Source organism: Oceanisphaera sp. IT1-181 (assembly GCF_033807535.1).
Classification (GTDB): Bacteria; Pseudomonadota; Gammaproteobacteria; order Enterobacterales; family Aeromonadaceae; genus Oceanimonas.
In genome coordinates, this window is record NZ_CP136856.1 from 2,814,977 (window position 1) to 2,828,786 (window position 13,810).

8 protein-coding genes are annotated in these 13,810 nt (G+C 45.6%); all 8 read right to left on the reverse strand.

Annotation, left to right across the window (positions count from 1 at the left end; all coding sequences use genetic code 11):
• Nucleotides 1–16: 16 nt before the first annotated feature.
• Complete coding sequence (locus R0134_RS12460) at nucleotides 17–2,011, reverse strand: acyltransferase family protein (protein WP_319782280.1); 1,995 nt, start codon at nucleotides 2,009–2,011, stop codon at nucleotides 17–19.
• A gap of 204 nt (nucleotides 2,012–2,215) precedes the next feature.
• A complete protein-coding gene (locus R0134_RS12465) occupies nucleotides 2,216–3,397 on the reverse strand; it encodes an O-antigen ligase family protein (RefSeq protein ID WP_319782281.1) in 1,182 nt (393 codons plus the stop codon).
• A 387-nt stretch (nucleotides 3,398–3,784) separates the two neighbouring features.
• Nucleotides 3,785–5,446 carry a glucose-6-phosphate isomerase gene (pgi, locus tag R0134_RS12470; RefSeq protein WP_319782282.1) on the reverse strand — a complete coding sequence of 554 codons (1,662 nt, stop codon included), beginning with the start codon at nucleotides 5,444–5,446 and terminating at the stop codon, nucleotides 3,785–3,787.
• A 248-nt stretch (nucleotides 5,447–5,694) separates the two neighbouring features.
• The gene (locus tag R0134_RS12475) at nucleotides 5,695–7,077 is read right to left on the reverse strand and encodes an undecaprenyl-phosphate glucose phosphotransferase (protein WP_319782283.1); all 1,383 of its coding nucleotides are present in this window, start codon (nucleotides 7,075–7,077) and stop codon (nucleotides 5,695–5,697) included.
• Nucleotides 7,078–7,095: 18 nt separating this feature from the next.
• Nucleotides 7,096–8,049, reverse strand: a complete 954-nt coding sequence (locus R0134_RS12480; RefSeq protein ID WP_319782284.1) for a glycosyltransferase family 2 protein — start codon at nucleotides 8,047–8,049, stop codon at nucleotides 7,096–7,098.
• A gap of 423 nt (nucleotides 8,050–8,472) precedes the next feature.
• Nucleotides 8,473–9,552 carry a glycosyl transferase gene (locus R0134_RS12485; RefSeq protein ID WP_319782285.1) on the reverse strand — a complete coding sequence of 360 codons (1,080 nt, stop codon included), beginning with the start codon at nucleotides 9,550–9,552 and terminating at the stop codon, nucleotides 8,473–8,475.
• Nucleotides 9,553–9,560: 8 nt separating this feature from the next.
• On the reverse strand, nucleotides 9,561–10,676 hold the full coding sequence (gene wecB, locus R0134_RS12490) for a non-hydrolyzing UDP-N-acetylglucosamine 2-epimerase (RefSeq protein ID WP_319782286.1): 1,116 nt from the start codon (nucleotides 10,674–10,676) through the stop codon (nucleotides 9,561–9,563).
• A 2-nt stretch (nucleotides 10,677–10,678) separates the two neighbouring features.
• Nucleotides 10,679–13,810 carry a glycosyltransferase gene (locus R0134_RS12495; RefSeq protein WP_319782287.1) on the reverse strand — a complete coding sequence of 1,044 codons (3,132 nt, stop codon included), beginning with the start codon at nucleotides 13,808–13,810 and terminating at the stop codon, nucleotides 10,679–10,681.

The following is a 13,810-nucleotide window of genomic DNA, read 5'->3' on the forward strand; positions in this document are numbered from 1 at the left end:
CGGTTACTGCATCTGGTTACATATCATTTGAAAGGGGTTGGGTTTTTCTGCCTAGCCATTTAAACGCATCCGGGATGCTAAAATCATTCACTATATACTCACCGAGATACCAACTGCCAGACATACTTAAATGCCAGCCATCAAAATATATTAACCTATTGTCTAAAGAATTAAAACAAAGTTCACCCTCGCACAAATACTCCCAGATATCAAAATAGTTTACCGTTACGTACGTTGAAACTAACTTTTCGATAGCAGGGTTAGCTATTGACTTTGTATATACTGGCTTATCCCCCTCACACTCAACACTTGATATTTTTATACTTTTTTGTTTACATGATTTATCAACATTCGCGAAGATCGGGACATTGCCTACGACAATGATCTTCTTACCTTCTTTCTCCAAGAAAAGAATAGTATCATTAAGATCTGACATTAAATCCTGATTATTACTAAAATACGTATCCCACGCTGCAGCTATAATAATAACTTCATACTTACCAAGATTTTTCTTAACTAACTCTATAGATTCCTTACAACTTCTTTTACTTAATGCGTCACCATGAATGTATTTTCCAGCACCATTTAGTAGTGGTGGACAAGAACTATGAGCTATGTTTCTAAACGAAAAATCTACTTCTTTAGCAATAGCTCCTATAACACCCACGTAATGTGCGGCATTTGAATCTCCCCACAGCAAAACAGTTGGCTCAACATCTGAGTTTATAATACATTCTCTTCTACTGAGGTAATCTTCATCTAAAAGAACACTCTGACATATATAATTATAAGCATAAGCTGGACTGTCGGGCTTCAATTGTTCTATCGTTGCTTTATAGTTATTATCAAAATAATAAGTCCCGAAGCCTTTAGTTAAAATAACAACTACAGCTAAACATGAGAATGCAAAAGCAGGAGCACCAACACCGCGAAACATTACTTTTTTAAATGACATCTTGAGCTTACGCGTTGGCTTCTCTACAAAAAAATAGCTAATTATAGATAGCATTACTATTATAAAGATTAAAAGTAACTGAATCCAACCATCAACACTACCAAAAATGTAACGATAATAAGCTAAAACTGGCCAGTGCCATAAATACAAAGAATATGAAATTAAACCTATTAACACCACATAACGAAATGACAACAACTTATTTACTATTACTATTTTATTAGATGCTCCGGATAAAATAACAAGTCCTGCACCTAACGTTGGTAACAACGCATTTATTCCAGGAAAGTTTTTACTCGAGTCCAAAAACACCATACTATAAATAATTAACAAAGCACCTACTAAGCTTAAAAAATTAGAGGCAGCGCTTCCTAGAAATCTACCTACATTATGATTAAAAACCACATATGAAAACACACCACCAATTAACAGCTCTCCGGCTCTTGTTGGTAACATGTAATATGAGAACATAGGATTAACCTGCAGCATTATTTCAGCCATCACAAATGACGATACTATAATTGCAAGAAACCCTACATAAGAAGATACTCGATTAACCTTAGTTATAAAAAAAACAAGGATCAAAGGCCAGATAAAATAAAATTGCTCTTCGACCCCTAAACTCCATAAGTGCAATAGCGGCTTATGGCTACTGTCATCAGCAAAATAGCTTACATCCAGAAAGTATGTAAAATATATATTTGCAGAAGAAAATACGGCTGCTAAGGAAGAGTATGTTAGGTCTAAAGAGTCTTGAGGTAATAAAATAAAATTACCTACAAAAAAAGTAACAAAAACAACAAAAAACAACACAGGAAGAATACGCAATGCTCTTTTTCTGTAAAACTCCTTCCAAGAAAACCCTTTTTCACTAGCATTATCATTCAATATGTTTCCAGTAATTAAATACCCAGAAATAACAAAGAATATATCGACACCAACAAAACCGCCAGGTAGCCAACTTGAATTAAAATGAAAGACTATAACGGCTAATACAGCTACCGCCCTTAACCCATCAATATCTGGACGATACCTTCTTAACAAACTAGAGGACATTTAATTATTCCATTTAAAAAAATAAAGCATTACTAGCTTATAACTAGAAACTTACTTGATACTAATTTTTTAGCTATAAAAAATTAGCGAAAACCCAGTATAAATACTAAGCATCTAACAGTCATCAGGAAATGGACAGAGCGTAAATTTTGCTTTTAGCTTATCCATTTATTTAGCCGTCATAATTGGGGGCTTAAGCTTCCATTAAATACTCCGCGGCGTGGATTCATACGCTCTTAAAGTGCCCCATAACACGGCTAACCAGAAGGCGTATACCATTACGCCACTGGTGTGACCAAGAAACACCTGCGACAAACCAAAGTCCATAAACGCTACCGGTAAAATAGCGCCAGCGGTAGCCAACGCACGTAATTCTAAATTAGGCGCGGTTAAGCGTTTAGCAAACAAACGTAACGGCACCAAATATAGCGCCAACAAAGAGAGCAAGCCTAAAATTCCGCGACGGGCAAAGTTATCTAAATACTCATTATGGGCGTGATTATCAGCGGCAAATTGAATAACCAGCCCCTGATCAACTAAGTCTTGCATGCCTTGATAATAACCATTCCAGCCCCAGCCGGTCAGCGGCTTTTTCGCAATCAGCGTTACAGCACCTTGCCACATATCAAAGCGTGCGCCGAGTGACGTGTCTTTGTTTTCACCACTTTTATATAGTTCAACATCCTGAAAGCCTTGCGCCACGCGGGCTTGTACCCCAGTTTGCGGCACCACATAGACCAAAGCGACCAAGGCTAATAATGCACCCAGGATACCGAGGCGTAACTTGGCCGACAGTAAATTACCATAAGCGCGATACAACACTAAAAATACAAACGGTAGGCCAATCCAACCACCGCGGCTACCGGATAATAACGAGGCAAGCGCACCAAAGGCGGCGCCCACTAATAGCAAGAGCAGCCACCGCTTGGCGTGAGGTTGCACTGCGGCCCAACCCAGCCCTGCCAAACAGAGCAAGCCAAACAACATGCTGATGTTGCCAAACTGGATCACATAGGTGTAACCGGTAGCTCTGTCTATACCCAGTACCAGCTTTTGCCAAATGGCCCAGCTGCCCGTTAATACCGAGCCCACCACTAGCCCACTCCATAACCAACTTAACTTGGGCGGATAAGCGAGCACAAATAACAACACAGGAACTGCAAATAAGAAGCGACTGGGCCGGTCGAATACCCGAGAGTCGGCACCCTCCCACAATAGTTGGGCAATAAATAGCAGACTGTAACCGGCAATCACAGCCATCAACCATTTATCTTCGGCTTGCAAATTTAGCACCGGCCTCTGCCACAACAAGCTCACACTGGCTAACAGCAACAATACAGGCCCTATGGTGTAGCCACTGTCTACCACCAGGGTCAAGGCACCCATTAAAAATACCGCAAGGCTAGTGAAGTGGCGCATACCCGCGAAATGGGAATCTTGAATAGTTAATGTTGAATGTTGAATGGGATAAACCTTAATAAAAGCGCCGAGCGCCAAGCGCCAAGCGCCAAGCTAACCCAAAAAACAATAATAAAAACCACCTGCCGCTGCGCGTCACCGGCCAGCTGCTTTTGCCTAAAATAAGGGCTTCTACAAAACAAACCTGGCCCTGTAGAGGCCGCCTTTAGCTGGCCGGTTTTGTGCAACAAAACAAAAACCGAATAACCATGCTGATATATAACATGGAATCATTCTTGAACATGGCGTTACTTGACTATTTTGCGTGCCGCTGCGCGCCACCAGCCAGCTGAAGCGGCCTCTACGGAACATAAATCAGCGCTTAGCCCAAGCGCATGCTTGATCGATCAAGCCATTGGTTGATGCATCATGTTGATGGCTGGGAATGCCCGTAGCTAGCTCTTTGGCGATAGGAATAGCTAGCTTTTTGCCCAGCTCTACGCCCCATTGATCGAAGCTATTAATGTTCCACAGCATGCCTAAAATTGCGGTTTTATGTTCATATAGCGCCAGCAGAGTACCCAAACTGTAAGGAGTTATGCGCTTACACAGCAAAGTAGTGCTTGGCCGGTTACCATCCATCACCATATAAGGCGCCAGCTCGGCTATCTCTGCAACAGTTAAGCCTTGCGCGCTGAGTTCGGCTTCTACTTGTGAGCGGCTGCGACCAAAAGCCAGCGCCGCAGTTTGGGCAAACAAATTAGCCAACAGCTTAGTTTGATGCTCAGGAAAGTCATCATTGGGCTGTACAAAACCAATAAAGTCGGCAGCAATCACATGGCTACCTTGATGAAACAGCTGAAAAAACGCATGCTGACCATTACTGCCCACGGCACCCCACATCAAAGGGCAAGTAGGTTCGGTGATTTTTTCGCCCTGCCGGTCAACCGATTTACCGTTAGACTCCATGCCCAGCTGTTGCAAATAATCCGCAAACAACGCCATATCTTGGCTATACGGAAATATCGCCTCAGTATTCAGATTTAAATAACGGCTATTCCAGTGGGTGAATAGTGCCATTAACACCGGCACATTTTGCTCCAGCGGCGTATCGCGTAAATGGCAATCAGCCAAGTACGCTCCTTGTAATAACTGTTCAAACTGCTCAAACCCTATCGCTAATGCAATAGAGAGCCCCACTGCTGACCATAACGAGAAACGCCCGCCAACCCAATCCCAAAACTCAAAGCAGTTATCCGGCGCAACACCAAAATTAACGGCGGCGCTCACATTGCTGGTTACCGCCACAAAATGATGAGACACCGTCTGCGACTCAGTCTCTTCGCCATCAGATAAACGTTCAAGCAACCAACGCTTGGCACTAAGCGCATTAGTTAAGGTTTCAGCTGTGGTAAAGGTTTTAGATGAGACGATAAACAAGGTTTGCTCAGGATCTAAGCCTGCCAATACTGCGGTTAAATCGGCACCGTCCATGTTAGACACAAACTGCACCTGCACCGATTGTTGCTGATAAGCGCGCAATGCCCGCACTACCATAGCCGGGCCTAGGTCTGAGCCACCAATGCCAATATTCACAATGTGACTAATGGGTTTTCCCGTAATTCCGCGCCATTGACCGCTGTGCACTTGGGCGCAAAAATTACGCATTTGGCTTAACACTCGTTGCACATCGGGGATCACGTTTTTGCCATTATGCTCAAGGTGAGCATTGGCAGGCATGCGCAATGCCGTGTGCAGTACGGCGCGCTTCTCAGTGTTGTTAAGCTGGTTATCGCTAAACAGCTGTGTTATCTGGGGTTCAAGCCGTTGTGAGCGAGCCCAATCACACAACAGCGACAAAGCTTGTGGTGAGATACTTTGCTTAGAAAAATCAAACAGCCAATTGTCGCCCAGCGTACAGCTTAAGCGTTTAAAGCGCTCAGGATCTGCGGCAAAGCGCTGTACCGAGGTGAGGGCAGACTCGTACTCTGCGAGTTCTTTTAGTTGTTGGTCTAGCTCTTTATTTTTATCCTGCACTACTAACTTATCCTTAAACTCACGTAGAGGCCGCTTCAGCCGGACGGTTTTGTGCAACAAAACAAAAAACCCACAGAAAATATCAGTGTTAAATAAGGCGCGGTTTCACGGTATTAAATGCCGCTGCGCGCCATCGGCCGGCTAAAGCGGCCTCTACATTCTTGCATCATGTGAATTTAATGACATGTCACCACCCATGCCGCGCATACAAAATGACACCGTCTTCTGTTTAGCTCGGCGGCGTCTAATCAATAAGCATTCTTATGCACAAAGCCTTTTACTACGGTCCAAAATATAATACGCAAGTCTAGCCACAGCGACCAGTTATCGATGTACCAAAGATCAAATTCAACGCGCCGTTCCATTTTCTCAAGGGTGTCAGTTTCGCCACGAAAGCCATTCATTTGCGCCCAACCGGTAATGCCTGATTTTACCTTATGGCGCTTCATGTAAGATTCAACCAAATCTTTATAATACTCATTGTGCGCCAGCGCGTGAGGTCTAGGGCCCACAATCGACATCCGCCCTTGCAACACATTAAAAAACTGTGGCAATTCATCCAAAGATGTACGGCGTAAAAGCGTCCCTACTTTGGTTAACCGACCATCACCCTTACTGGCCTGCGTAACTTGGCCGGCGCACTCTTGATGTAGCTTCATGCTACGAAACTTATACACCTTAAAAGTTTTACCATTTACCCCAGTGCGATACTGCTTAAACAACACAGGGCCTCGCGATGTAAGTTTAATAGCGATCGCAATCACCGCACATACCGGTAAAATAAGTAAGCTAATCAAGGTGCCCAAGACTATATCTTCTAGCCGCTTAATAAGGCGCGCCATGTCGTTCATAGGCGTCACACTTAAATCAATGGCATATTGACCCGCCACTTCACTCATACGGTGGTTAAGCAGCTGCATATCTCTAAACTCAGGAATAAAACGCACTTCGGCGGTATGATGGCGCAACGCATAAAAAATAGAGCGCACTACTGAGCCCATTTCTAACGGCACACAAATCCATACCTCTTGCGCGCCCGAGTTCGCCACTCGGCGCGATAAATTGTTTAGGGTATCTTCATCTACACCTGTGCTATTCAAGCGCTGTACGCCTGCAATTCGATAGCCTTCTTCAGGCGTACCGCGCATGCCATGACCTACATGCTTGATATTTTGCCCAGGCCCTATCATGAACACCGAACGCAATGAACGGCCTTGTAAGCGGGCTTTGTGTAGTAGTCGCTGAATAACGACTCGAACCATAGCCGACAAACTAAACGAAATGAGCAATGCCCCACCCACCCACATGCGTGAATAACGATCAGCCGACTGCGTTAAATAGACCACTGTCGCCACCAAAGAGGCCACCGACAGCCATACCAAAAATTGGCGGGCCAATAAACTAGAAATACGAGTAATTCGCCAACGCTCATAAGCGCCAATGCTGCTGTTAATAAAAGTGATTAATAGCAGCATAATCACCACCGCTAACCAATAGCGGTCATGAATATTTACATGCCCAAAACGCAAGGCGTGAGCAAACACAGCCCCCAGTATTAATGCCAAACCATCTAATAGCGGCACTAATATCTGAGCTGGATAACGTTCGGTAACACCTTTGGGTTTGTGCAATTTAGGCACCTTAAAAATTTAAGCACCGCTATTATAGCAGGGTGAAGAAGAGCCAGACCACCAGCGATAATGCATGCTTAACATAGGCAGAAAGCGTAATGGCAAGCGTTTATGCTGCTTACCCAGCTTATAGCCTAACCATTTCATGGTATTACGCACAAAAAACTGCGGTAATAACTGCCAAGCGGCCTGCTTGCGCAAATAGTCAAATTCTGACTTAACATAGCGTAGCCCCTCCCCCTCAGGTTTGCCAAAAGTAGTTAGCAGCCACGGCTCCATGGCATGGAACACACCTATATCAAAATAGCGCTTAAATTCTTGCCATATAGTATAACTGTGCGAATGATATACTTGAGCTTCGGCTACATAGGCTAACTCATACCCAGCTAGCAACAAGCGCCCACCGGCGTAACTGTCTTCGCCTAAAATAAGGCCATTTTTAAAGTTGCCAATGTCTAGTAATGCCGAGCGACGATAAGCTGCAAATGAGTTAGACAAAAATGCCGTTTTAATGCCAACGCGAGGGCTATCGCTTAACGCACGCACATAAGACTGCGCGGTATAGTTAAAGTAGCGCAAATGCTTACCAAACAAATGGCACTGTTCATAAGGCAACTGTCGGCCGAAAGCTGCGCCTACTTTGGGATTAACAAACGCGGCCACTAACCTATCAATGGCATCAGCACTGGTAGGCAAGGCGTCTTGGGTCATAAGCACCACTACCTCGGCACTCACTTGTTCCACAGCCCAGGCACGGGTGCCACCATGATCAAAGTCAGCGCTATTTACGCTTAATACTCGGCCAAGGTTAGCCGCAGTTAACAGATCTGCGGTACCGTCTTTAGAACTGGAATCAACAAACAACAATTCGCGATCGGCAGTATTACGCCCTAGCCATTCAGCAAGCACCGGTAACAGCGTGGATAAATAAGCCGCGGCATTATAACAAGGAATAATCAGAGCTAGCTTCATTCAGTCACCTTTAAAAACAGCGCTTTGCGCAGATTGCAGGATATCGCTACGCGATATTGCAGGATGCAGCATCGCCTACAGCAGAGCCTACATCCGAGCACGGAGTGGCTGTTCCGCCCCGCCAAACAGCAACGCCAATATTCACATGGTGCAAGAATGTAGTCGCGCGCTTTAGCCGCGAAAACCGGCAACGCCGGTTCTGTTCGCCATGTTCATCCCGACGCGCCATCCCATGTACGGAACCAACCCAGTGTAGTGGGAAGAGCTCGGAGTTGGGATATCGCTACGCGATATTGCAGGATGCAGCATAGCTGCATTGCGGGATATCGCTACGCGATATTGCACAGCTGAAGCAGTGCCTACAGCATCGCCTACAGAATGGCGCCATATGTAGCCGCGGGTTCAACCGCGACATGGCGCAAATTAGCACTCAAACAGCCCCGCAAACCGCTGTTGCCAGGTCACTTCATGTGCGGTTACTGGTTTAGCTAAAAAGGCCGTAATGTCGTCATGCTTAGGAAGGGCAGCCATATACACAGAGGGTGAATTAGCCGCATGCCAAGGCATCTCGCCAAACTCAGACGATAACACCGGTAAACCTGCGGCGGCGTACTCATAATACTTAACCGGATCTACATAGCGAGTAATCTCATTTACCAAAAAAGGCACCAAACCGGCATTAAAACTAGCCAACAAGGCGGGTACTTCAGTGTGTGCGACCGCAGGTAACAATTGAATATTGGCGGGTAAATCCCGCGGCTTTAACACTTTAAGCGGACCAATCAACTTAATAGTGGCGGTTGGAAACTGCTCGGCTAAGGCAATCACCCACTGCCAGTCAAACCACTGAGAAATAGTACCTATATAACCAAAACATAGCGCCGCACTGCCAATACTCAGCGGTTCAGCGCTTACTGGCTGCGCCATATAATCTGCAGTAGCATTAAGGTATAAATGAATATTGGGGTGGCTGGCAAACTTATCGGCTAAGGCATGGCTAGAGCACAGCAGCTTGTCAACCTTGAGCACCACTGCTTGCTCTAACTGCGCCATGCTGTTGCGCGATAAGCCCTGATAAAAAGCCGCATAGTTATCCATTGCATCAAACCAGCATTCCTGCCAATTAGGCTCAGCTAATAGCCTTAACGCCAAGCGACTGGGCTTACCAATCACTAACATTGCTGGCTCACCAGCGGTAAAGTCGTTTATTTGTCGCTGCAACACCGCCAGCTTGCGGCCGTTTAAACCATTAAACAACACTGCAAATGGCTCAACCGGCAATAAACGCTGGCCGATCACGGTCAGGCCCGGCAAGGCATCAAGCCCTGCGGGCTCGATTGCATGGCGGCTGGGGATCAAGTCTTGCCATACAGGTAAACGCCCAGGATAAGGCTCAACCCACAGCACCTCACTTATGCCCTGCGCCAGCGCCTGTTGCACAAAAAAATGCGGCCGTTGGCTAATACTTTGCCAAGGCACAGGTGACAAATAAACGAGCTTCACTCGACGAATTACTTGGCAGATGTCTGTTGAGAAAAATAGTTGCGCACTATCTCAACAATGCGCGCGCTAGACTTACCATCGCCATAAGGTGAAGCACCTTTGGCCATGGCCGCATACGCATTGGCATCGGTGAGCAAAATGTTGGCTTCGCGCACAATGTCTTCTTTATTGGTACCGATGAGCTTAACCACACCCTCAGTTACTGCTTCTGGACGTTCGGTATCGCGGCGCAATACTAAGACTGGCTTACCTAACGCAGGGGCTTCTTCTTGTACACCACCAGAATCCGATAAAATCAGGTAAGAGCGCTTCATGGCACTCACGAAAGGGCCATAGTCAAACGGTGCTACCAACTTAATGCGATCATGACCTTGCAGGTACTTATCGGTTACCGCACGAATATTGGGGTTTGGATGTACCGGAAACACCACAAAAATATCATGGTGCGTGGCCACCAACTCAAGCAAGGCTTGGCAAATATGCTCAATGGGCTCGCCAAAGTTTTCACGACGGTGTGCCGTCACTAACACCAAGCGCTTATCCGCCGGAATATCAAAACCTAACTCAAAGTCTTTATCAGCCGTGGTTAGCAGCGCATCAATGACCGTATTACCGGTTACAAAAATTTGCTCAGCAGGCGTGGCTTCGCGCAACAGGTTTTGCTGCGATACTTCAGTAGGTGCAAAATGCAAACACGCCAACTTACCCGCCATCACGCGGTTGGCTTCTTCCGGAAACGGCGAGTATAGATCATGAGTACGCAAACCCGCTTCTAAATGAGCAAACGGAATTTGACGGTAAAAACAGGCCAACGAAGTCACAAATACCGTCGTGGTATCGCCTTGGGCAATCACCATATCTGGCTTAGCTTCGTCTAGCGTTTTATCAATGCTTAACATCAAGCGCGCCGTTAGCTCAGGCAGCGTTTGGCCTGGCGTCATCACGTTTAAGTCGTAATCGGCTGTAATATTAAACAAGGCAAAGGCTTGATCTAATAAATCGCGGTGCTGCGCCGTGGCCAGCACCCTCACTTCAAAATCGGGTGCTGCAGCAAAGGCATGCACTAAGGGGGCTACTTTTATCGCTTCTGGTCGTGTACCAATCACACACATAATTTTTTTCATTGTTATTGTTCCACTTTATTCATTTTATCAAACACCACAGCCATGGCTTCGGCACGGCTGTCCCAGCCATTACTATCAGCAAGAGTAGCCATGCGTCGTTTAAATTCAGCGTTATCTTTAACTGCTATCGCCTGGTCAATACAAGCGGAAAACCCAGCCACACTGTCTGCATGAAACACTTCGTCATATACCACACACTCACGCATTTCTGAGCTTACTACCACGGGTTTTTCAAGCGCAAAATATTCAAACAGCTTAAGTGGTGAAGTGGTGCGAGCAATCTCTATCGGCGCAAACGGAATAAAGCACACGTCGAATTGGCGTGCATAAGCAGGCAATACTTTATAATCAACCGTACCCAGATACAGTACGTTTTCTGGGCGGTTAAGCTGGTCAGCTCCACCGTAATAGTCAGGGCCAATAAATACGAAGCCTAAATCTGGCCGGCTGGCGATCAGCTCGTTCACCACGTCGTACCACAACCAAGGTGCCAAGGCGCCAAAGTAGCCCACTATATTTGTGTACTTACTTCTAAACTCCACCAATGACTCAGGCAAAACCACCTGCGCATGAGACGGATTACGATAGTGCACAGTGTCTACGCCGTTTTGTGCCAAAATAACGTTGTTTGCACCTACTGCGGCAATGGCTTCTTCTTCTAGCTTTTTAGCCGAGGCCACCACTACATCAGCACCACCACTAAAAGCAAAGTCTTTCAAACTCATTAAACGGCGAATATTTTCATCATCACCACTAATCGCAGGATCAATGTGATCTATGTATTCGTACATAATCTTAGAGGTGGGATCGATTTTCTTAATCAATTCTGGCGGAATAGAATAAGCTGTGCTGTAGAAAGAGCGCACCACACTGGGAATATCGTTCACTTCTTGCGCATTACTTAGCCAAACGTTTTTAGATACTTCTCTAAAACCGTTTACATTGTCATGAGAGAAATTCAATGTTTTGTAGATCACTAAATAGCCGATACGGCCAAAGGCACAAGCAATATGCTGAGGGCGCTGATATAAAGGCACATCCCAATCAATAACTATTTCTTGAACAAATACACCTTTAAACTGATCGCGCTTCGCCAATACCTGCTGGCTAAACTGCTCCCAAGAAAGATCTTCAGTATTCAGCGCATCGGGTACAGCTTGCGCCGGAATTTTACCAAAGTGGCGTAAAAAACGATGTTTTTGCCCGATTAAGCGTTCGCGCAACTCGGCAGGTAAGCGCCAATAAACATATTTAGCCGACTTGTACACGGCTTTAGAAGGACTCTGTATAAACAAGCGAACAAATGACACCATATTACTGGGCAAACGCGCCACCTCTAACAATAATCGTTTAAACCAACTATGCTGATCTAACTCTACTTTCATATTTTGACTCACCTGCTCCACCGATCCTGCTAATAAATGAGTAACCTCCACATTAAGTTGCTGTCTTAGCTCAACTTGCTGTTGCTGTGCACTCTGTTGTTGTTGCTGTAATAATCTATTCTGCTGATATAACTCTTGGTATTGCCGCTGTAAATTTTGAAAATATTCAAATAAACTTTGTTGCTGATACTCAACTTGTTGCTGCCGAGCCTGCTCTTGCTCAGTGATTTGAGACTGTAAATTGTGAAAATATTCAAATAAATTTTGTTGCTGATACTCAACTTGTCGCTGCCGAGTCTGTTCTTGCTCAGTGATTTGAGACTGTAAATTGTGAAAATATTCCAATAAACTTTGTTGCTGCTGTAACCACAGCTGATGTTGGTAATCTTGTAATTCTTGTAGGCCTTGCTGCAGCTCTAGCTGACGGCCTGCTAACTGCTGCTGGCGCTGAAGCTGAGCATAAAAGTCATAACTCGCGGCAGCTTGCGGATGATAATACTGCGGCGATGACCACAAACGCCCAGCCACATCCAATAATACATGGGTATGCAGATAAGCAAGCTCACCACGGCCCCTCAAAGTTAACTCCGCTTTGAGTTCATGATAAAAATCATCAATAAACTCGCAATTTTCTTGCCCTAACTCTGCCATCTGCTCAGCAAAGTTGTGCCATAGCATATCGGCATCATGCTCGGCCAGCAAGCTAGTGGGCAAGGCTGCTAAGCTTGCCAGCTGAGTGACAAACTCAGCGGCAGAGATAATAGGTAAATTTCTACCGGAGAAATTAGCTAATGCCGCCTGTTGCCACTGAGCTTCAGTAAGAATACCCTTTACACCGTCGTACCCCAGTAAACAAATTGGCCGCCCTGCGGCTACCGCTTCTAACACCACTCGTCCCATACCAGCAATGCCTGTATAACGCGGCATCAATTCACTTACTTGATGGCAAGCCCCTAAAAATTTAGCTTTATCGCCGAGCTGTTTGGCTAACCAATCTTGATGGTCACCTTCACCTGCTATGTGCACGCTATCAATGCCTGCTTGCTCGGCATATGCAACAAACCCTACAATGGCAGGCGCCTTATCTGCATCTAATCGGCTCACCACTAGCCAAGTATTGTTTAACACATCAGCACTACTGTTTAACGGAGCTTCAGCATGATTACGCTCAGCATCGTCATTAATGTCTTGCTCTACAGCGAGGTTAGAGTTAACGCGCAAATGGGCGTGTGGCACTGCAATACCATTAGGATGCAACTGCAAACCATGCTCACCACATACCGCCTTGGCTAATTGTTGCACTTCTGGCGACACCACCAAGCAACGGTCGGCAAAACGAGCAATAAGACCCGTTAAAATATAGTTATAAACAGGACCATAAAATCCTGTTATAGAAGCAGGGCCATGCAAAGTAGCCAGCATAGGCAGGCGTTGCAGTTTAGCCGCCAGCAAGGCCGGCAATAGAGTTGTAAAAGGGTGCGCATGCACTGTGCTAATATTGTGCAGTTTAATCAGGTCTTGCAGCCCATCAACCGTCGCCACTAGCTGTTCAAGGCTAGCATCTTCTAAAAAATTAACGCCCTGCGTAACGCTAGCAAAACGTTCGCCGGCCTGCTCGGCAGAAAAACGCTCACCACATGCTAAGTGTACTTGCCAGCCTTGCGCCGTTAATTGTTCAACTTGGGTATTAATGTAGGTTTCTAGACCACCCAAACCATAATGCTCGGTAACGATTAATAAGGCACTCAT